This window comes from Paraburkholderia aspalathi (assembly GCF_900116445.1).
Classification (GTDB): Bacteria; Pseudomonadota; Gammaproteobacteria; order Burkholderiales; family Burkholderiaceae; genus Paraburkholderia; species Paraburkholderia aspalathi.
This window is the reverse complement of record NZ_FPBH01000022.1, coordinates 79,214-98,968: the sequence shown is the minus strand read 5'-3', so window position 1 is coordinate 98,968 and position 19,755 is coordinate 79,214. Positions and strand designations below refer to the sequence as shown.

Below are 19,755 nucleotides of genomic sequence, written 5' to 3'. Positions count from 1 at the left end.
GCGCAATTCGACTTCGTTTGATTGATTCGATTTTGGCAGACAGAACATGGCAACCCTGATTACCGATGTAAAGGTCATCCTGACCGCGCCGGAAGGCATCAACCTGATCGTCGTGAAGATCGAGACTAACCAGCCCGGTCTGGTCGGTCTCGGATGCGCGACGTTCGCCTACCGGCACGTGGCGGTGAAGTGCCTCATCGAGGAATACCTGCGGCCGTTGCTGATCGGTCGTGACGCCGAGGCGATCGAGGAACTGTGGCAACTGATGCATCAGAACGCGTACTGGCGCAATGGCGCGATCGAGAACAACGCAATCTCCGGTGTGGATATGGCGCTGTGGGACATCAAGGGCAAGATGGCGAACATGCCGCTCTATCAACTGTTCGGCGGCAAGTGCCGCGAAGGCGTACCGATCTATCGCCATGCGGATGGTCGCGATCTGAACGAGTTGTGCGAGAGCATCCAGAAGTATCGCGAGCAGGGCATCACGCATATTCGTTGCCAGAGCGGCGGCTATGGCGGAGGTAGCTTCGGCAAGGCGCCAGCGAGTGCACCCGAAGGCGCCGCGGATGGCGTGTATCTCGACAGCAGAAAGTACATGCGGGAGACGCTCAAACTGTTCGACGGCATTCGCAGCAAGGTCGGTTTCGACGTCGAGTTGTGCCATGACGTGCATGAACGCCTGAAGCCGGTGGAGGCGATCCGTTTTGCGTGCGAGCTGGAACAGTACGAACTGTTCTTTCTCGAAGACGCGGTTGCGCTCGAGGAAGGCGAATGGATGCGTCAGCTACGCGCCAAAACGACTACGCCATTGGCGCAGGGCGAGCTGTTCAACAACCCGTACGAATGGCGGTTTCTGATCACCGAGCGTCTGATCGACTTCATCCGTGTGCATCTCAGCCAGATCGGCGGCATCACGGCGGGACGCAAGTTGCAGATATTTGCCGAGCAGTTCGGAGTAAGGACCGCATGGCACGGTCCGGGCGATATGTCGCCGTTAGCGCATGCGGCGAACATCCATATCGATCTCGCCGCGCGCAATTTCGGCGTGCAGGAGTGGTCGGGAACTGAGCCGCCGAACTTCGTGATCCAGGACCTTAAGGGGCCGAGAGAGGCCTTGCTCGATGTCTTCCCGGGGCTGCCGGAATTCAGGAACGGACACGTTTATGCCAATGACAAACCGGGCCTGGGCGTGGACATCGACGAAACCGAGGCCGCGAAATACCCGTGCGAAAACACCGTGACGACGTGGACGCAAACCCGCCTGAAGGACGGCACGCTGCAGACGCCGTGACGGAATTGCACTAGCTCCCCATGTGCACCTGAAGCAGCGACGGAAGGCTGGCGCCAAGCTCGTACATACCGAGCAGCATCAACGCGCCACAAAGCAACAGAAGCAGTGGATTGATTCGCGTGCTGAGCAGCGTCCCCACTGACATGAGGGCAATCGCTTGCGCCGGATGCCCGCCGTCGAGCGATTTCAACAGAACCCATCCCGCGGCGAGAATCATCCCGGAGGCGACGGGGCGCAGCCCACGTTCGAGCGCCAGTTGCCATGCCGCGCCCTTATATCGCGTCCAGATGTGGGTCACGCCGTAGATCAGGATGCCGGTCGGGGCGAGCAATGCCAGCGTGGCCACCACGGCGCCCCAGAACCCGGCAATCTGCCAGCCGATCAGAGTGGCCAGCAGCGACCCGGGTCCGGGCGCCATGCGCGAAATGGCAAAGTCGACTCCAAACTGGGCATGCGTCAGCCATCCATGCACGTCGACTACCTGCCGTTGGATATCCGCAATGATGGCCTGGCCGCCGCCTATCGTCACCAGTGACAGGGGCGCGAAAACGGCCGCAAGCTGTAGGAGAACGCGATTCGACATAATCAGGCTCTGCGCAGTTTGATGTATTCGGCCAGCACGCTCAGGCCTCCCGCGCCGATCACGACCCACACCAGCGGCAGGCGCAATATGCCGACCGCGACGAAGGTACCCGCGAGGAACAGCAGCGGCAGGAGCCTGCGTGGCACCCGGCGCGCGGTTGTCACGCCCATCGACAACGACAGGCCGGTGGCCGCTGCTGCCGCGCCCGCAAGCAGGATGTGAGCGATCGGGAACTGCAGCAGATGGCCGAGAACCGTGCCGAGAACAATGATGAAAATGGCAGGCGGGATGATGATGCCGGCAACCGCCAGCAGCGCGCCGCGCCAGCCGAGCAGACGGTGGCCGATCCAGATCGCCATGTTCTTGACGTTGATGCCCGGCAGCGCCTGAGAAATGGCCAGGCCGTTCAAAAAGTCTTCTTCACTGATCCAGTCGCGATCCTGGACGAATTCACGCAGGAGCCAGCCGCTCAGGCCGCCGCCGAAGCTGGTGAGCCCAATACGGCTGAATATAAGGAAGAGCCCGGTGAGGGTGGGAGGTCGACTCGTGTTGGCTAGTTGTTGGGACATCGAATCTTCCAGTCAGATTGACGTATGACGGGCGAAATATTTGCTCGTGGCGAGCGTGCCTGGTCATATGCGACTGGAAAATTATATCAACCGGAGGTTCTTTCCCCGGGCGCTTTTAAACTGATGGTCGCAACCGGGGATCGGGAGCAAGGTTGGCGCGCTTGCGGCACCTCAACGATCCAGCTGATCCACCAGCGCAAACGGAATACTCTCCGCAAACAACTCCCTGTCTCCCGTCGCGCTCGTCTGCGTATTCAACTGCAGCGCGAAATTCAAGCCAGGACTCTGCGTGCTGGTTGTGCGCTCCTTGACCTTCAGTTCAATCGGCATCCACGAGGCAGGCTCGTTCAGAATGCCATTCACCTTTTCATCGATCTTCGCGCGCCCGGCAGCAGCCTCGCCGGGCGGTAGTTGCTTCGACATCGCCGCGAGCATATCGAGCTGTTTCGCCGCGCTACGCTTCAAACGGTAACGGTGGAAGTAAGTCTGGTTTGGCCGCCGGTTCGCCTTCACATCGCCGAGGTGCCGGTCGAGCCGTTGTTCCGCGAGCGTGCGTGCCGGTGGTAGCTGCGGCTCGGGCCTGCCGTTCAGCCGCGCTTCCTGCCGTTCGCCTTCCTGTTCTGCATTTACCTGCTCGGTGAACAGATCGACCCACTGGTCACGGCTCGCATCGAGTGCGCGCGTGTAGGTTTCGGCACTCGAATACTCCGTATCGAGCAGACATGCGCGATGCACCAGCGCGCCGTCTTCGCGCACCAGCTGTACTTTGGCTAGGTGGCTGTCGTCGTTGAACGTCATGGTCGCGGACGGCGCGTCGAGCGAGACGAGCCCTACGCCCACGCTCGACTCTTTCGCGCCGACCGGCTGCGTCGCACTGACGGTGCCGCTCAGCCGCCCGATCAGACGCGAGCCGGCGCCGACGCGATGTTGCTCGATTTGCATGCGTCCACTTTGCTCATTCGAATCAAGCGTCTGTTTCGCGGTTTTCTCATAACCGATGCCGATGTTGGCGCCCGCGCGAAACGGCGAGCCGATCTTCGGCACGCTTACGGAAAGGCCGACATCGGCAGAGGCCCCGCGTTTGACGGTGCGCGCCACAGTGTCGGTCCAGCTGATCGACACATCGGGATCATCGAAATAATGTTCGGCGAGCCGGTTCCAGGTGCCGCGTGAACCGCCCGAGTTGGCGCCGTGCGCCTCAGTTGTTTCGTCGAAGACATGATCGATGATGCCTTCGAGTTTTTCGCGCATCGCGCTATCTTCATAGCCGGTGCCGTTCGGATTGACGCGGCGTGCCACGCGCAGTGACACGCCGCTCGGCTCGGACAACTCCTGCGAGTGCAGCACGGCCTGGGTGGTCAGCCCGGCGCGCAACTGGGTCAGCCCGACGTCCATGTCGTAGCCGACCAGTACGCCGACCCCCGCATGCCGCACCTGCGTTTTTGCGGTGCCGACGAACATCTCGACGCCGTGCGTGCCGCGGCTCAATTCGACCACGGCTTCACGGCTTTTCGACGCGCGCAGATCGAGGCGCGGCGCGATTGGCACGCCGCCGGTATGCAGCACCTTGCTGAGATTCGCAGACAACCCGCGCGTGCTGACACCGATACGGCGGCCGTCGGTAAGACGCAGGCGTGAACTCGATTGCAGATCGTGTGCGACGTCCTTGAGCGTTTGCCGGACCGTGTCGGCAGTGTCCGCGGTGGCGGCCGGCGCGGGCGGGCGCGCTTTGTCCTTCAGGTCGGAGACATGGGTCCAGAACGGCGAATCGGCGGGCACCTTCGCGACCTTGCCCCACGAGGCGAGCCGTTCCAGATTGAACGGCTGTTTCGCGATCGACTTGAACGGCTTGCTGCGCGCGAGCGCGTGCGGATCGGCGGCGGCCCAGCGCGCGGTTTCGGTTTGCAGGCGCGCGAGCGTTGCAGGCGAACCGACGTCGCGTGGTTGCAGCTCGGCGCACAACTGCTGCGCGCGCTCGGTGACCTTGTGCAACTGTTCCGCATCGAGCTTGCCATTCGGAAAGCCGCCTGATTCGAGCCAGACATGCAGCGCCGCGAGTTCGGCGATCGACTGCTCCGGGCGGGCATGCGAAAGCGCGGCGGCGGGGCGCATCTCGGGCCGCTCGGAGAGCGGCGCCAACGACCCGCGCATGGCCTCCTCGAGCTTTCCCTGCTCAGTGCCGACGGTCTTGCGCGGCACGCCTTGCGTGCCGAAGCGCAGCGCCGACAACGGCGAGCTGCGTTTGCCGGCGAGCCGCGGCAAGAACGTCTTCCAACGGTTTTCGCCGACGCGGTCGATCGTCTTCGCTGAGAATTTGTTAAGACGTTCGCGTGCCTGCGACAAGTCGCTGCCGCGTCCGTCTTCCCGAAAATTCTGGCGCCATGCGAAAAACGCGCCCTTCTGATCGGCGTTGAGTGCGCCACGACCCTGTGTGGTCAGTGTCGACGCCGCGTCGTACGCCTGCCACGCTAGCGGGGTTTCATGCAGCGGCGTGCCGGCCGCGGGTGCTGAACGCGCGGCGACGGCGGCCGGCGCGGGATCTTGCGCCGGGCCTGCACCGTGGAGCGGCGGATCGAGCGCATCGGCGGCTTGCAGCATCATCCGCTGGGCGAGCTGCGTCGACGCATCGCCGGGCGGCGGCTGGCCGTGATGGCGCAATTGGTTGAGCGCGTCGAAACCGGCGTCGGTGCGCGCCAGCGTGCGGGCGACTTGCCATGCGCCGGCTTCGGCGGGCGTCGTCGAGCGGGCCGTGTGCATCTGCGCGAAGTCGAGCTGTTCGAGTGCGTCGAGCACTTCGTTGGCACTGTGCGCGTCGCCGATATTGGCGCCGTGTAGCGCCTGGGCGACCAGGGCGCCGCGATGGGTGTCGGTGGCGGCGTCGGGGCCGCTCAGCGCCGCCAGCCGATGCGAAAGCTCGCCCTGCGCGAGCAGGTTGCCTTGAGGGCCAGGCAATTGGCGACCCACATAGTCGCGCAGCGCGGCCTCGCCGGCCATCGCGTCGAGCGGAATCGTCGATGCTTCGTTTTCATGTTCTGCGGCGAGTCTGCCCGCCGAGGATGACGAAGCGGACGAAGACTGCGCCGTCTTGCCAAGCGCCTGCCGGACTTGCCGCTCAGTCTTCGCCAACGGCGTTCCCGCGGCGTTGGACGCCACCACCGGCTTCGCAGGATAGCGCTCGCCATTCGCGGTGAAATCGGCCGGCGCAAATGGCTTGCCGTGCTGACTCGTTTGCGAGAGCGCCGTGCTGATATCGAACTTGCTCGCGCGCAGCCGTGCGCCGGTGCGCGACAGCTTGTTACCGAGCCTGCCCAGCAGCGTTTCGTCGACCAGCGGCCGGGCTTGTGGCGCCCCCGTGGGTTGCACGGCGGGCGCACCGGCAGGCTGATGACCGGCCGCTTCAGTCCCTTCGGCCTCGGGCGTGTGAATCGGGTGCTGCGGTACTGCATGGATGTCGGACATGGCGCGTGACGTTCAACGAGCGGCAGTTGAAGTCACGGTATGGAGCGCATATGACAGTCCCAGGCAGGGTGCGAAGCGAGGTCATCGCACGCGAAGCAGCCCCGCGGAAGCCGATGCGTCGAGCGCTTCGAGATCGACGGTGATGCGCAATTCGAGCCGTCGTGCGCCGTGCTGGCGGGCGCGCTGCAGCGCGTCTTCAAGCAGCGGCCGCACCGCTCGCGGATCTTCGCCGCTGCGCTGACGCAGCGTCGCAATCAGACGCAGCAACTCCGGCACATACCAGAGCTCGCCGGTGCGTTCGCTGCGGCTCACCGCTTCGCGCAGCGTCGCGCCGAGCGCGGCCGCGAATTCCGGTTCGTCCTGCAGCGCGATGCGCGGCAGCAGCGTGGCGATGAAGGCGATATCGGGCACATTGACGCGTTCGCGCGCCATCCGCTTCATCGCGCCGGTAATCAGCCGCCGCGCGGCTTCCTGATCGCCGCGCCGCGCGTCGAGCCAAAGTTGAAAGTCGAGGCCGAGACGCAGCCAGCGTTTCACGCCCGCCGCTCGCGCTCGCGTCACCATCGCCGCCGCGCAGGATTCGGTGAGCGGAATGTCGTCGTCGAGTGCGGCAAGTGCGCAGGCGAGGCCGAGCGCGATGCAGCCGGCGAGCGGTTCGCTTTCGTCGGCGGGATCGCGGATCGTGACGCGCAGCGGCGCGGCCATATGCGGTTGACCGACCAGCCACAGCGCCACGGCGTGAATCGCCCGCGTCACGAGATGCAGCGACAGCCCATAGCTGGTGGCGACCGCATTGGCCTCGCGACTGACGTCTTCGTCGATCTCGTCGGCCGCTTCGTCGTTGAGTCCGACGACCGGCGCGAGCAGGCGGATCGCGGTATCGAACTCGCCCGCATACGCCTTGACGATGCCTTCGATGCGCCGCGCGTTGATGCTGACCGCCTGGCTGTGCGCCACCGGCGCGATTTCGCTGAACTCGTTGGAGAGGCGCCGGCAATGCTCGACCTCGCCGGCGTCGAGCGCGCACATCACGAGGCAGAACAGCGCACGCAGACGATACGGCGTGTCGGCGCAGATATTGGCGAGCTCGTAGGTGCGCTGCCAGCTCTCCACGATCTCGTTCGACGTGCTGCGCTTGAGCATCAACGCGCGCGCAAGCACGGCACGCAAGCGCATCTCGTCGCGGATACGGCGCATCGAGACACTGTCCACGCGCGCCAGCACGGCGCGCACCCAGCCGATGTATTCGTCGACGAGCGCGAGCGCCCCCCACATCGGCGCCGTGTTGTCGAGCAACTCGGTGCACAGTTCCACCTTGTCGACCGAGACGGCCCATTCGAGCGCAGCGCGCAGCGCGTCGATATCGTGGCGGCTGTGCGCCGTGGCCACAGCGACGCCCGCGCCGAAACGGCGCGCCATATCGCGGGCGACGAACTGGGCGTGATGCAGATCGGCCTCGGCGCTTTCTCGGTTGCGCTCCAGCGCGTCGAGCGCGAAGCGGCGCACGGCGGGCGGCAAGCGCAGCCGCAAGGCGCCGTCGCAGTCGACCGCATTCACGAGGCCCGCATCCATCAGCGTATGAAGCTGGCGTTCCAGCTGGCGCGGGTCGGGCGGTCCGAAGCCGTAGTCGCTGCCGAACGCGCCGAGCATTTCGCAGGCAGCGTCGTGCGAGAACGCGGTGGCAAAAATGCCGAGCCGGCGCAGCATGGTGCGGGTCGGCGCCTCGAGCGCCGCATACGAGAGGTCGAGCATGACGTGGACGATCGCCGCGCGCGGCAGCACGATGCGCCGGCCGCCGCTGCGATGCGTCATCACGGTATCGAGTTCGCGCGCGAATGCGACGATCGCGTCTTCCGGCGGCACACCCGCGCGCACCTGGCCGGCGATGGTCGCCGCGGCGAGTTCGAGCGCGAACGGCACACCGTCGACACGCCGGCAAATCAGCGCGGCCGCCGCAAAGGTGGTCGGCGCGATGCTGTCCACTTCGGGCAGCGGCGCATGCAAAGCGGCTGGCTTCAGACAGTGCGCGAGCCGGGTGAAGAGCAGGCGCAGCGCGTCGTAGTCGAGCGTGGCGGGCGTGCCGTCGATCTGCTCGGGCGGCGCGCGCAACGCGGCCACCGGCACGGCCGTTTCGCCGCCGATGAAAAGCGGCGACTCGCACGTGGCGATCACATGCAAGCCGCCTGTATTCGCCACCAGCGTATCGATGAACTCGGCCGCGGCTTCGCTCAGATGATCGCAGTGATCGACGATCAGCAGCATGCGGCGCTCGCCGATCTGCATGGCCAGATTGGCCGCCATCGCCAACTCGTTATCCGGCTCGAGGCCGATGGCCGCGCCGATCGCGTTGGCGATGCGGTCGGGCTGGGCGAGCGAGGCCAGCGCCGCGCAAAAATCGCCGTCTGGAAAATGCGGCGCGAGGTGGCTGGCGGCTTCGATCGCGAGTCGCGTTTTACCGACGCCGGATGCGCCGGTCAGCGTGACGATGCGGCGTGTGGGCACCAGTGCAAGCAATTCGGACAGTTCGGCATGACGGCCGATGAACGGCGACGGGTCGATGATCTGTGAGCGCAGCGACGTGACGGCGCTGGTCGGCATCAACGCCGGAAAAGCCGAGGTGGCCGGCACGGCGGCCGCGGCGAGGCTCGATACGGCTGTGACTGAGGTCAGCGTCGCGGACGGCGCGGCTTTGGAATACGCGGTGCGCGGCGAGGCCGGAGCGGCGCCGCGCCACGTTGCGCTATAGGACGAGCCGTACGACGAACCGAACGTGAGTCCGACCGTGGTCGGCGGGCTGGCTGCGGCTGTTGCCGCGAACGAGGTGGCGAGCGAGGCGGCTATGCTGCCGGCGTTCGCCACCGGGAAATCAAGCCCGGCGTCGGGGGTGTCGAGCACGCGGACTTCGCCCGCAAAGCGGTAGCCGCGGCCGGCCACGGTGACGATCAGGTCGCGGTCGTCGTCGAGCGCGCGGCGAATCGCGGAGATCTGCGCCTGCACCGTGTTCGCATCGACATTGCTGCCCGGCCAGACGATCTCGCGCAACTCGGTGGTCGACACAACGCGGCCACGCGCCTCGAGCAGGGCAGCGAGCATCGCGAAGGGGCGCGCGCCGAGTTCGATGACGGCGCCGTCGGAAATCAGCAGGCCCACCTCGCGCGCGAGCCAGAATCGCGAAAAGGCGATCACCTGACCGGTGAGCCGCGGTAGCGACATGATGGGTCTCCGGCGTAGTTGTGTTTCGGTCCACCGGCGAGGGGTACTCGCGAGGCACGCGTAACGAATGGCCGCGATGCGGTATTCGTCTGACCTTTGCATTATCGCCTGAGAAGTGAACAATTGCTTGTCTTGCGGACACTTCTTCGTTCCGGCTTGGGCCTTCTGCTGGGCGGTTGGACGGTTCGGCGGCTTCAGGCGTCCGCGAGACTCCACTGCATCGTGTTGCGCAGCCAGGCCGCACCCTCGCTGGCCGGCTCCGGCGGGACCGGTGCGGGTCGCGTCAAAGCGTAGAGAAAGCTGTCGTCGGCGGCGAGGCCGCGGTTCGGACGCGGCTCGTGATTCGTGAGCTGCGCTTCCTGGACGAAGCCGAGGCGCTCCATCGAACTGTGCGCGGCGCCATCCACGGCGCAGCAGGCGAAGACGCGGTACACGCCCGGCTGCTCGATCAGCCAGTCGATCAATTCCTGCAGCGCGAGTACGCCAGCCCGGCGGCGTCGAGCGCCGCCATGCCGGCTGATGATCACGCCGATCTCCACGCGCGGCAGCGTCGGCTTCAATTCGATCAATGCGGTCAGCCGGCCGGTCTCCTTGCATTCGAGCGTGTAGCGAATCAGGCTGCCGTCGTCCCAGCCGCGCAGCGCTTCGTCGACGAATTCGGTGGTTTGCGCCACGCCGGTATGGCGCAGCACCGGCAGGTCGCGCATCGTGTCGGCGTCGCCGAGCATCTGGTCGAACAGGGCGGGCGCATCGGCAAGGGTGAGCGGACGCAGCCGCAGATAAGGCGTTTCCATGCTGTCGAGCGGGATGAAGCGCATGACTCGGACTCCGAATGAGCGACGAACTCATGCAGTGTGCCGCCTGCGTGTGACTCACGCACGACGGTCCGCGAACCGGCGTAAGGGGGTGCGAAGACCGGGCCGCGGACGGCCGGCGCGACGCCGGCGTGCGGCTGACCGTGCGCGCGGCTACGTGATTCGCCCCATCGCGCCCTGCATCCGGCTTCGCTTCGTCGCACACTATTTCGCGCTGTTACCGCGGGCCTCGTACGCCTGTTGTAAGGTCGAGCAGGATGCCTGTTCGACGTCCCGTCTTGCGCTTCGTCACCGCAGCGCGCATTTCCTTCAGGAGCCTCGCACCATGCCGGATTCCCCGTCGATTTCACGCCCGAGCAGCACGCTACCACTATCCGACATCAGCACGCCGTCGTCGCCTGCCACCGGCGGCCGCAAGCCCGTCGACGGGGCGGCGCACGCCAGTCAGCAAGCGGACGCGAATCTCAGCCAGCTCGCCGCCAACGGCAGCGGCGAGGCAACCGGCAAGCGCAAGGGCGCGTCGTTCTCGGCCAACACCTCGTCGGCGAGCAGGCCTGTGGTGCCTCAGCAAAGCGCGGGAGGCATGCCGGGCGGCGTGCCGGGGCGTCCCGGCCGGTTCGGCGGGCTGACGCAAGGCGCGGCCACCGTCGCGAACGATGCGACCGGCATGGCGTCGGCTGGCTTGAACGTACTGGGCGGCGTGATGCAACTCGAGCAGGCGGCAGTCAACCAGATCGCGGAGTTGCTGAAGCAGGGCGCGCACAATGTCGAAGAGGCGTCGAAGGGGTAATGCGGATGAGGTGATGCGGGCTTAGGCCCGCAGCCAGAAGTACTCCCCCGAAGCGATGCCTTCAAACATCTCGTCGTTCGATTCGACGATGTTTTGCCGCCAGTAGCGGCCATGCTCCGCGTAGTGCGCGAGCAGATCGGCGAGCCCTTCGCCGTTGAGACCGTCGGCGAACGGCAAGCGCAGCACCAGCACCACGCCGCCCGTGTCCGTATCGAGCCCCAGTTGCGCCTGATCCTGTGCATAGATCAGCAGGTTGGCTTCGAGCATGAGCCGGAACACGACGAGCGTGCGCCCGGCCGTCACCGTGCCGAAATGAAAATTCGCATACATCGCGTCGAGGTCGCGCTCGAAATAGTCGAGCCGCACGTCGAAGCCTTCGACCTCGATCGACCGCGTGCGCAGCACATGGTCCGCGTCGCCGAGACCGACGGTCGCGCACAGATCCACGATCAGGCTGGTGTAACGCTCGCTGCTCATCCTCGTACCTTGCTTGGGCGATGCACGCTGTAATCGGCGCGGTGCGGATGCGACCCGCGCCATGCATCCGGCGAATGCTGAGAATGCTGCAAGAAACACGGCCGGGTCCCACGCAAAACAGGACCGGCCGTGTGCGGACCGCCGCCGATGGCGAGCGGCCCGCGTCTGCGATGCTTAGCTACCGCGCGAAGCATCCTTGACGTTGCTTGCACCGCTCTTCGCAATGTTCGCCACCGACGAATACATGCTTTGCTCAACTTGCATCTGGGCTGACATCATCGTCATCTGGTCCATTTCCTGCGTGAGACCAGCCATCATTCCGCCTGCGCTTCCTACGGACATAAGAACCTCCAGTGACTATGGGTAGAGAGTGAGTGGCCTATATCGAGACCTGCCGCCGCGCCGGCTGCTCATAAGAACAGGCCGCCGCAGCAAGCGCGTTGCCCGCGAGCCCGGTGCGTGACACGCCGCCAGGCTCGCGGTGAGCCACCGCGCCGCCGTATCAGGCGTGCGCGCCGGCTTGTTTTTCCTGCAGCCGCGCGATCACGCGCGACGCAGCGAGAAAGCCGCGATACAGCTTTGCCAGATTGTTGCGATCGAGGTCGGTTGCGCCCTGCGTGTCGCTGATCCGCTGCGCGGTTGCGTCGAGCGCCTGACGGATCGCGTCCACTTTCGGCGCACCGGCCGGATCGGCGAGCGTCTTCTGCAGGTCGTTGAATTCGCTGGCGTGGGTTTCGAGCTGCTCGTACATGTCGATCTCCTGATTGAACGGGGCGGTGTGCCGGTAGTGGGTCAGCTGGACGGACCGCGCGGCTGCGCGGTCGGCAGTGTGGCGGGGTTGGGCAGCGGCACGACGCCGGCTGCGCTGCGGGTGACGGTGTCGTTGTCGACGATCGAGGCGTTTGCCGGGTTCGATGGGTTTGCCGTGTTTGCTGTATGGGCGACGTTGGGGTTGCCTTTCGCCGTGGCGTTTGCATTCGCTGTCGCGGTGGCGTTGGATTGAGTGGCGGCGTTGGCGTTGGCAACGGTTGAGCCGCTTGCGCCGCCGGCTCCCGAAGCCGCATTCGCCGCGGCTGCCGCATCGCTGTCCGACGCTGGCGGATCGATCGCGTAGATATGTTTGACGCCGTCCGGCGTTTGCGCGTAGCGGACGTCGTCGGAGGAAATCATTTCGGAATACGACGCCGCGCTCGGGTTGGCCGCGGCAATGCTGGTGTTTTCCGCGGCTTCCACGACCACGTTTTTCACGTTCGAATCCAGATCGGCCCGCACGCGCGCCAGCGCGGCGTCGAGATCCGCGCGGCTGCTGACGGCACCTGTTATCGCGAAGTTGCCGTCGCCGAGATAGCGCACGTGAGCGCCCGCAACGCCGAGCGAATCCTCGATGCTGCGCGCGTCGTTCTGTGCGACGTCGTAATTGCGCGAGATGCCGGTCGTCGAAATCCGCGCGAGCAGGTTGCGCACGGCGTCGTCGTCGGCGGGGCTCGTGACCATGCCGGTCACCACCACGGTATTGCCCACTGCGTGCGCCTGCAAACCGCTCACGTGGGCCGCGGCCAACGCTTCGCTGACGCGCTGCGCGCGGTCGTCGGCATTACGCGGCAGGGCGGCGCGGCTCATCTGCGTGGTCGTCAGCAGCGAACCGGCGACGATCACGATGCCGAGCGCGAAGCACGCCACCACGGCGCCGACATAACGGCGGCGCTTCTTGCGTTCGGCTGCGAAGCGCGCTTCGGCGGGACGCGTCAGGAGCATCGACAGCAGGTCGAGGTCGGACGGCCACACGGCGTCGTCCGCGCCGACGCACAGGATCATGTCGTCGAATTGCATCGGCACGAAGTCCACCAGCAACACCACTTCTTCCGCGACGGCGGGCTGTGCCAGCTGCCCGTCTGCCGTGTCCACTGTCTGCACGGCCGCAGCCGCGACGCGCTGCGCGCTGACCACGCCGCTCGCGTCGACGTGCAGCAGCGCGTCCGCACCCCGCCAGTCGGTGAGGCGGATGTCGGCATCGTCGTCGGCGCCGACGCGATGCGTGCCCGGCGTGAGCTGCAATTGCGCTCCCGCGTGAACGCCCGTCAGTATCCGCAGCAGTTTCATCGTGCTCGCACAGGGTGGGTGGGAGGAGAACCGGGGCGCGCGCGGTGCACGGCGCGACCGGCCCGATCGACCCTAATGTAGCCGCCCGCTATGGCATGGTCCGGAGCGGATGCGAAGGCGCCGCATGGGATGCGAAGCCGCGCGGCAAACCGCCTAGCGGCCGCCGCCAGGAAAGGCCCGGCGCGGGCCTGGCGGGGGCGCCGGCGCGCCGGGTGCGGCTGCATGGGCGCTTCTTTCAGGGGCAGACTCGGTTGCGCCAGATGTACCCAACGCGCCCGCGGTCCCCGGTGCCTCGGAAGAGCCCGAAACCGCCGACCGCCCGAGCGTGCCGCTGCGCATCACGCACAACGTGTCGATCGACCGGTTGAGCTGCGCCGCATTGGACGGTTTGTCGGCATGCAGCCAAAGCAACGGAAACAGCAGGTTGAAACGCTGCACTCGCTCCGGCGGCGGCAAGCGCGTCACGCCTTGGGCGGTCGACCCGCCCGTACGCTCACGCAACGCAGCTACGCCGGATCCCGCACCTGGCTGCGACGCGGCAATGCTGCCGATCCGCTGCTGCACGCCAAGCAGATCGATCGCCTGTTCCAGCACGCGCGCGTCGATCGGCATCTGCGGATTGGCGGCCAATTGCTCGCGCAGGTTCAGCATGTCCGTGCGCCACGCATCGCGCACCGCTGCGGCGCGCGCGCCTTCCTGCCCCGGCTGTGCATACTGTGCGGCGATCGCGTCGAGACGGCCCGGCGGTGGAGGCGGCACGGCGTTGCGATCGCCGCGCGCCTTGATCGACGGCGCCGCGCCGGAATCATGTTCATCGCTATGATCGCCCTGCGAATGGCCACCGCCGCCACGCCCGCCGCCGTCGCGGTTGACCTTATGGCCCTCGGCACGATGCGCTTCGGCGTCGTCCGGGCCGTCGTCGTCGAGCCCCCCGGCATTACTGCGCTGCTTCTTCGCGGCGCGACGTTTGCGTGCCAACTGATCGGCCATTCGCTTCGCACGCACCGAGCTCACCGACGGACCACGCTGCGCGTCGTTGCCGTAAGTGAAATTGGTGGTGCCGCGATACAGCGCCGCGAATTGCGCGCCGTTGCGAGCGCCTTGCGCGTTGGCCGCTTTCTGCTGCGCCTGGGCGACGTGTTGCGCCTGGGTCGCCGCCGTATCGCTGCCCTGATGAGAGATGCGGCTCATGTCGATCGCCTCGCAGGTCGGTCAGGCAGTGCGCCGCTTTACAGCGGCACGGCTGCCTGCATCATTTCGTTGGCGAAGTGCAGAATCGCCGCGCACGAGAGCGGCGCGGCGACCACGATCACCACTGTCACCGCGATCAGCTTGACCGCGTGCGAGAGCGTCTGGTCCTGCATCGACGTAATGGCCTGCAGGAACGACACGCCGAGCCCGACCACCGCCGCGACGATCACCGCCGGCAGCGATACGGTCAGACACAGCAGCATGCCCTCGGTGGTGAAGCGGATCAGCGAATCGATTTCCATGTGAGTTTCCCTGGGCGGTCGTTCCGACTACGCGCGCTATTTGTAGGACATCACGAGACCGTGGATCAACGTCGACCAGCCATCCATCACGACAAACAGCAGCAGCTTGAACGGAATCGCGACGTTGGTCGGCGTGACCTGGTTCAGGCCCATCGCGAGCAGCACGTTCGCGATGATCAGATCGATCACGATGAACGCGATGTACAGCAGAAAGCCGATCTTGAACGCGTCGGTCATTTCCGTCAGCGTGAACGCGGGCGCCAGCACGATCAGATCGTCTTCCTTGATCTGCGAGGCTTCTTCCTTCGGCCACACCACGGAAGCCGAGCGCAGGAAGAAGCGCTTTTCGCGCTCGTTGGTGTGCTTGACGAGGAACGCGCGGAACGGCTCGCGCGCCGCGCCGAATGCCTGAATCAACGCTTGCGAAGGCTGGGCGGCGAGCTGTTGCCCTTCGAGCGATTTCGCGGCGAGCATGCCGATCGGCGCCATCACGTAGATGGACACCAGAATCGCGATGCCGTTGAGCACCATGTTCGGCGGTACCTGCTGCACGCCGAGCGCATTGCGCAAGAGGCCCAGCACTACGACGATTTTCGCGTAAGACGTGACGACCATGGCAACGAAGGGCAGCAGGCTGATCGCGACGACGACCAGCAGCAGCCCGGTGATATCACTGAATTGGACCATGCCTGTGCGCCATGCGAATGATGCGGATGCCGAGATGCTCGCCGACCGTCACCAGCTCGCCATAGCCGATGGTCTGTCCGTGTGCGACGAGCCGCAATTGCGCGTCTGCCACGGGTACGGGCAGTTCGAGCACGTAACCGGGGCCGAGCGCCGACAACTGGGCGAGCGGTAGTGCCACCGTGTCGATCTCGAACTGCACCGGCAGCTCGAGTTCGCCGATCCGGATCGGGTCGGCGGGGTCGTCGATGGCGAGCCCGGCGTCGGCGCTCGCCGGGTCCAGCTCTTCTGACATGTTCGGCTCCTTGACGATGACGAGCGACTGCCCGTCGAGTTCCACAGCGGCGCACACACGGGTGAGCCCGGGGGTTCCCCACGCGGCGACGGCACGTGGCCGCGCGTGAGGCGAAGAGGGATCGTTCGAGGCATCGAGCAGCGTTGCATCGAGCGAAGGGAAGGCGGCGCGCAGCAGCACGTCGCCGGGTTCCAGCGCGTGCAGTGTGTCGACGGGTAAGCGCTTGACGCCGAGGATCAGGCTGCCGGGGACGGTGAGGTCGAAGGCGGTTTCTGGTGTGCGATCGGGCGACGCCGATGATGCGGTTGAAGCGGCTGCTGCGTGTGATGAAACCGACGCAGGCGCGGGTTCCGTACGTAACAACCGGTCGAGCAGGTCATAGCACGCGGGATCGGCGCTGAGCGCGGCCTGATAGCGGCGTTCACCGAGCACGAACGAGAGTGCGACGACAGGTGCGTCGGCATTAGCCTCGTTCAGCCGCCCGCGGCGAACAGCGGCGACACGTGGGCCTTTGAAACCTGCGCGGATCAATCGCTCGAATAGTGGTTCCAGCACGACGCCGGCAACAGCCTGACGTAACGCGACGTCGGCGGGAGGCTTCGTGGTGAGCGCGTCGCTGTCCGGCCACGCCGCGATCGAGAGGGCCGGATAGTCGCGCAGATCGAGAGCAACGCGCATGGCGACGGTCGAATTGCCATCCGCCGAAGCGAGCGTTAGTTCGATGACGCCCGGGTCCGCGTAAGCCGCATCAACGCTGTGTGCATCGATCAAGGCGGCGTGCCATTCGGTGACGCCGAGCGTCGCATGCAGATAACCGGCGACCCGCGCATCGCAGACCGTGCGCGTCACGCGCGCGGCGGCGCGGCCGATAGCTGGTAGACGCAGCGGCGCGATCGGCGTAACGGGTGTTTCGACCACAGCCGCATCGTGTGCCGGATTCCTTATCGTTGCGATCGGCATTGCAGCTGCACCGTGCTGCTGCTGCTGCGCGCTACGAGCAACGTCGCTCGACCGATGCGTCGATTCCACCGCGGCGGCACGCTCGCGCGCCGTATCGCCCGATATAGGGCCCACGCCCGAGGTCCGCTCGCGCGCGGCGTGCGGATCGGTCGCGGCTTCGTCTTCGGTTGTCGGCTCGTCGAGCGGATAGGTCATGCGCAGGGAATCCGTCACCACACAGTGAGTTCGATTTCGCGGGCTTCACCCCACGCGCGCAGCAAGGTATCGAGTTCTCGCTCGAGCAGTGCGCTGTGTTCCAAGAGTAGTTGCCTCGTTGCCGTATCCGGCGTGTCGAACCGAAGCTGCAGACTGAAACGCGAAAGCGTCAGATACAGCGTGGTCTGCGGCAGCAGTTTCTGATCGAGAGGCAACTGCACTTCCCAGTTGCCGGCTTCTGCAATCGAAGGATCGCCGCAGAACGCGCCGATCTCACGCGCAAGCGAGCCGAGCAGTTGCACGAAGCGTTGCTGCTGCCGGTAGACGGCAGTCACGACCGGCGCTGCGGCATCGGCGACGCGCGCGCCGATCGCAAGACGTTCGGGCGATGGCGTGCTGTCCGCGTTTGCCGAAGGATTCGCGTCAGCGCCGGACGCGGTGCTCGCGGACGCGTCAGAGCCCGCATCGCTCCCGCTGCGTTCGAACGGGCGCGGTGCAGACGGAGCAGGTGCATCAGCAGTGTCTTCGGCGGCATCCGCTTCGTCTCCACCTTGCGAACCTGCATGCGCATCGGTGTTCGCATTGCTATTGAGCCGATGCAACGTACGACGCCGTCCGAGCAGCGACGCGTAATCGAAGCCGCGCCCACCTGATCCGCGCGAGGCTGTACGCGCGTCGATTTCGTCGGCCGTTTCGCTGTCCGCTTCGCCGGGAATGACACGCACGTGGCGCGAAACGATGTGCGTCATCGTCACGGCCTCAGATCGACACACGGCCGAGCGGCCGCAATTCAACGTGCTCGCCGAGTTCCTGATACGAATACACCGCAAGCCAGCCGAGCCGCGCCTCGATCATGCGCCGCACGTAACGGCGAATATCCATCGACGTCACCAGCGCCACCCCCTCGCGCGGCACAGCGCCGACGAAGGACTGGATCTTGTCGATCAGCAACGTGGCTTCGTCGGGCGGCAAGGCGAGGAAGTTGCCGGTCGGCGTCTGCTTGATCGATTGACGGATATGCTGTTCGACCGGCATGTCGAACAGCACCGCCGACAAGGTCCGCTCGCCGCTCGCGGCCCGATGCGCGAGAAAGCGCGAGAGGTCGCCGCGCACGTACTCGGTGAGCATCAGCATGTCTTTTTCTTTCGGTCCCCACGCGATCAGACTTTCCATGATCGTGCGGACATTGCGGATCGAAATCTGCTCTTCGAGCAGACGGCGCAGCACGTCGGCGATCCGTTGCGGCGGCAGCACTTTCTGCACTTCGGCGACGAGGCCCGGATAGTCGCTCCCCAACTGATCGAGAATCCATTGCACTTCCTGAATGCCGAGAAAGAGGGGTGCGTGCCGCCGCATCAGTGCGACCGACGCATGCGCGATCGCCTGTTCCGCACGCCACACCGGTGTTTTCGGCGGCACCGCACGCTCTTCGAGCCAGCGCGTCGGCGCGCCGCTCGTGTCGATTGGCGGACCGGCTTCGCATTGCGCAATGAGCGCGTCCATGGCCTGACTTTCTTCGCTCGTCAGCGTGACAGGTGCAGCCGAATGCGCGAGACGGCTGGCTTCGGGCAACATCACTTTGCCGGCCGGTAGTTCGATCGTCAGTTGCGGCACATCGTGCACGAGGATCTGGCAAGTGGATGAAGGCAGCGCGGCATAGGTCCACATCGTGATACCCGGAAACGGCAGGCCGAGTTCTTCCTGCAAGCGCGCGCGTTCGGTTTCGAACGACTTGTCGAGCGCGGGCATGGTCAGCCGGGCGACCAGATCCGGCGCAATACGAACGCCGAGCGGGCAGGTGAACTGCGGTGCGCGCGCCAGAATCGCGGGCACGTCGGTCTTCGAACCCGAGCGTTGCATGGCGTGCAGCGATTCGCGTTCGTGATTTTGCTGCTGGGGCTTCTTTGCGTTCAGACGCCATGCGGTGAACGCGAGCGTGCCGGCGAGCAGCAGGAAGAGCGCGGCCGGAAACCCAGGCACCGCGGCGAAGCCAAGCAGCAACACGGCCGCGAAATACAGCGCGCGCGAACTGGAACCGAGCTGGCGACCGATCTCGTCGCCGAGCGAGCCGGGCTTGGCTTGCCGTTCATCCGCGACGCGCGTGATCATCACACCGGCCGCCACCGACAACAACAGCGACGGAATCTGCGACACCATCGCATCGCCGACCGACAGAATCGAAAAGCGGTTCGCCGCTTCGCCCGCGCTCATGTTGTGATACGCGACACCCACCGCGATACCCGCGACGATATTGATCATCGTGATGATCAAGCCCGCAATCGCGTCGCCTTTGACGAACTTCATCGCCCCGTCCATGCCGCCGTGCAACTGGCTTTCGACAGCGAGCGTCGCGCGTTTGCGGCGCGCTTCTTCGGCGGTCAGCAAATTGGCGCGCAGGTCGGCGTCGATACTCATCTGCTTGCCTGGCAGCGCGTCGAGCGTGAAGCGCGCGCCGACTTCGGCGACCCGTTCCGAACCTTTCGCGATCACGATGAACTGCACGGTGGTGATAATGACGAACACCACCAGCCCGACCACCAGATTGCCGCCCACCACCAGTTCGCCGAAGCTCTCGATGATATGGCCGGCTTCCGCATGCAGCAGAATCGACTTGGTCGACGCGATGTTCAGCGAGAGCCGGTACAGCGTGGTGAACAGCAGCAGCGACGGAAACGCGGACAGCGACACCACGTCGGGCACGTACATCGTCACCATTAGCAAGGTCACGCTGATCGTGATGTTCACGCCGAGCAGAATGTCGATCAGCGTCGGCGGTAACGGCAGGATCATAAGCGAAATAATCGCGACGATCAGCGCGACGATGCCGA

The 19,755-nt window shown here is 65.6% G+C and carries 17 protein-coding genes; 2 read left to right on the top strand and 15 right to left on the bottom strand.

Features of this window, described 5'->3' with window-relative positions:
- Positions 1 to 46: 46 nt before the first annotated feature.
- Positions 47 to 1,294: an enolase C-terminal domain-like protein gene (locus BM438_RS28790; RefSeq protein ID WP_093641372.1), complete on the top strand. Its 1,248-nt coding sequence runs from the start codon at positions 47 to 49 to the stop codon at positions 1,292 to 1,294.
- Positions 1,295 to 1,304: 10 nt separating this feature from the next.
- Here BM438_RS28790 and BM438_RS28785 read toward each other — a convergent pair whose 3' ends face one another.
- The 5 genes from BM438_RS28785 to BM438_RS28765 all read right to left on the bottom strand — a co-directional run bounded on the left by BM438_RS28785 (position 1,305) and on the right by BM438_RS28765 (position 9,936).
- The gene (locus BM438_RS28785) at positions 1,305 to 1,877 is read right to left on the bottom strand and encodes a chromate transporter (RefSeq protein ID WP_093641369.1); all 573 of its coding nucleotides are present in this window, start codon (positions 1,875 to 1,877) and stop codon (positions 1,305 to 1,307) included.
- 2 nt (positions 1,878 to 1,879) lie between these two features.
- Positions 1,880 to 2,446, bottom strand: a complete 567-nt coding sequence (locus BM438_RS28780; protein WP_093641366.1) for a chromate transporter — start codon at positions 2,444 to 2,446, stop codon at positions 1,880 to 1,882.
- Positions 2,447 to 2,617: 171 nt separating this feature from the next.
- Entirely contained in the window at positions 2,618 to 5,905 is a 3,288-nt protein-coding gene (locus tag BM438_RS28775; RefSeq protein ID WP_093641363.1) for a hypothetical protein, read from the bottom strand.
- Between the two features lie 81 nt (positions 5,906 to 5,986).
- A complete protein-coding gene (locus BM438_RS28770; RefSeq protein WP_143131764.1) occupies positions 5,987 to 9,118 on the bottom strand; it encodes an ATP-binding protein in 3,132 nt (1,043 codons plus the stop codon).
- Positions 9,119 to 9,312: 194 nt separating this feature from the next.
- Positions 9,313 to 9,936, bottom strand: a complete 624-nt coding sequence (locus BM438_RS28765) for a GNAT family N-acetyltransferase (protein WP_093641357.1) — start codon at positions 9,934 to 9,936, stop codon at positions 9,313 to 9,315.
- A gap of 322 nt (positions 9,937 to 10,258) precedes the next feature.
- Between BM438_RS28765 and BM438_RS28760 the strand changes: the two genes are divergently transcribed.
- On the top strand, positions 10,259 to 10,723 hold the full coding sequence (locus tag BM438_RS28760) for a hypothetical protein (protein ID WP_093641354.1): 465 nt from the start codon (positions 10,259 to 10,261) through the stop codon (positions 10,721 to 10,723).
- A 21-nt stretch (positions 10,724 to 10,744) separates the two neighbouring features.
- On the opposite strand, the gene BM438_RS28755 is transcribed toward BM438_RS28760, so the two are convergent.
- The 10 genes from BM438_RS28755 to sctV all read right to left on the bottom strand — a co-directional run bounded on the left by BM438_RS28755 (position 10,745) and on the right by sctV (position 19,717).
- Positions 10,745 to 11,200, bottom strand: coding sequence for a CesT family type III secretion system chaperone (locus tag BM438_RS28755; RefSeq protein WP_093641351.1), 456 nt, complete (start codon positions 11,198 to 11,200; stop codon positions 10,745 to 10,747).
- 174 nt (positions 11,201 to 11,374) lie between these two features.
- Complete coding sequence (locus BM438_RS45635) at positions 11,375 to 11,542, bottom strand: hypothetical protein (protein WP_167378473.1); 168 nt, start codon at positions 11,540 to 11,542, stop codon at positions 11,375 to 11,377.
- A gap of 160 nt (positions 11,543 to 11,702) precedes the next feature.
- Positions 11,703 to 11,951: a type III secretion protein gene (locus tag BM438_RS28750; RefSeq protein ID WP_093641347.1), complete on the bottom strand. Its 249-nt coding sequence runs from the start codon at positions 11,949 to 11,951 to the stop codon at positions 11,703 to 11,705.
- Positions 11,952 to 11,992: 41 nt separating this feature from the next.
- Positions 11,993 to 13,300 (bottom strand): hypothetical protein, encoded by a 1,308-nt coding sequence (locus BM438_RS28745; RefSeq protein WP_093641344.1) that lies wholly within the window; start codon positions 13,298 to 13,300, stop codon positions 11,993 to 11,995.
- 153 nt (positions 13,301 to 13,453) lie between these two features.
- A complete protein-coding gene (locus BM438_RS28740; RefSeq protein ID WP_093641341.1) occupies positions 13,454 to 14,491 on the bottom strand; it encodes a hypothetical protein in 1,038 nt (345 codons plus the stop codon).
- Between the two features lie 38 nt (positions 14,492 to 14,529).
- Positions 14,530 to 14,793, bottom strand: a complete 264-nt coding sequence (gene sctS, locus BM438_RS28735; RefSeq protein ID WP_035546645.1) for a type III secretion system export apparatus subunit SctS — start codon at positions 14,791 to 14,793, stop codon at positions 14,530 to 14,532.
- A 36-nt stretch (positions 14,794 to 14,829) separates the two neighbouring features.
- Positions 14,830 to 15,480, bottom strand: coding sequence for a type III secretion system export apparatus subunit SctR (gene sctR, locus BM438_RS28730; RefSeq protein ID WP_093641338.1), 651 nt, complete (start codon positions 15,478 to 15,480; stop codon positions 14,830 to 14,832).
- The gene (gene sctQ / locus BM438_RS28725) at positions 15,464 to 16,927 is read right to left on the bottom strand and encodes a type III secretion system cytoplasmic ring protein SctQ (RefSeq protein WP_234486557.1); all 1,464 of its coding nucleotides are present in this window, start codon (positions 16,925 to 16,927) and stop codon (positions 15,464 to 15,466) included. Before sctQ ends, sctR begins: the two co-directional genes overlap by 17 nt.
- A 14-nt stretch (positions 16,928 to 16,941) precedes the next feature.
- Positions 16,942 to 17,676: a type III secretion system protein SctP gene (gene sctP, locus BM438_RS28720; protein ID WP_093641335.1), complete on the bottom strand. Its 735-nt coding sequence runs from the start codon at positions 17,674 to 17,676 to the stop codon at positions 16,942 to 16,944.
- A 10-nt stretch (positions 17,677 to 17,686) separates the two neighbouring features.
- A complete protein-coding gene (gene sctV, locus BM438_RS28715) occupies positions 17,687 to 19,717 on the bottom strand; it encodes a type III secretion system export apparatus subunit SctV (protein WP_372449993.1) in 2,031 nt (676 codons plus the stop codon).
- Positions 19,718 to 19,755 lie beyond the last annotated feature (38 nt).

Excerpts from the sequence above, each read along its gene's own strand:
- BM438_RS28775 (WP_093641363.1), bottom strand. The coding sequence starts at position 5,905 with ATGTCCGACATCCATGCAGTACCGCAGCACCCGATTCACACGCCCGAG.
- BM438_RS28785 (WP_093641369.1), bottom strand. The coding sequence starts at position 1,877 with ATGTCGAATCGCGTTCTCCTACAGCTTGCGGCCGTTTTCGCGCCCCTG.
- BM438_RS28740 (WP_093641341.1), bottom strand. The coding sequence starts at position 14,491 with ATGAGCCGCATCTCTCATCAGGGCAGCGATACGGCGGCGACCCAGGCG.
- BM438_RS28765 (WP_093641357.1), bottom strand. The coding sequence starts at position 9,936 with ATGCGCTTCATCCCGCTCGACAGCATGGAAACGCCTTATCTGCGGCTG.
- sctR (WP_093641338.1), bottom strand. The coding sequence starts at position 15,480 with ATGGTCCAATTCAGTGATATCACCGGGCTGCTGCTGGTCGTCGTCGCG.
- BM438_RS28760 (WP_093641354.1), top strand. The coding sequence starts at position 10,259 with ATGCCGGATTCCCCGTCGATTTCACGCCCGAGCAGCACGCTACCACTA.
- sctS (WP_035546645.1), bottom strand. The coding sequence starts at position 14,793 with ATGGAAATCGATTCGCTGATCCGCTTCACCACCGAGGGCATGCTGCTG.
- sctQ (WP_234486557.1), bottom strand. The coding sequence starts at position 16,927 with ATGACCTATCCGCTCGACGAGCCGACAACCGAAGACGAAGCCGCGACC.
- BM438_RS45635 (WP_167378473.1), bottom strand. The coding sequence starts at position 11,542 with ATGTCCGTAGGAAGCGCAGGCGGAATGATGGCTGGTCTCACGCAGGAA.
- BM438_RS28790 (WP_093641372.1), top strand. The coding sequence starts at position 47 with ATGGCAACCCTGATTACCGATGTAAAGGTCATCCTGACCGCGCCGGAA.
- BM438_RS28780 (WP_093641366.1), bottom strand. The coding sequence starts at position 2,446 with ATGTCCCAACAACTAGCCAACACGAGTCGACCTCCCACCCTCACCGGG.
- sctP (WP_093641335.1), bottom strand. The coding sequence starts at position 17,676 with ATGACGCACATCGTTTCGCGCCACGTGCGTGTCATTCCCGGCGAAGCG.
- BM438_RS28745 (WP_093641344.1), bottom strand. The coding sequence starts at position 13,300 with ATGAAACTGCTGCGGATACTGACGGGCGTTCACGCGGGAGCGCAATTG.
- BM438_RS28755 (WP_093641351.1), bottom strand. The coding sequence starts at position 11,200 with ATGAGCAGCGAGCGTTACACCAGCCTGATCGTGGATCTGTGCGCGACC.
- BM438_RS28770 (WP_143131764.1), bottom strand. The coding sequence starts at position 9,118 with ATGTCGCTACCGCGGCTCACCGGTCAGGTGATCGCCTTTTCGCGATTC.
- sctV (WP_372449993.1), bottom strand. The coding sequence starts at position 19,717 with ATGATCCTGCCGTTACCGCCGACGCTGATCGACATTCTGCTCGGCGTG.
- BM438_RS28750 (WP_093641347.1), bottom strand. The coding sequence starts at position 11,951 with ATGTACGAGCAGCTCGAAACCCACGCCAGCGAATTCAACGACCTGCAG.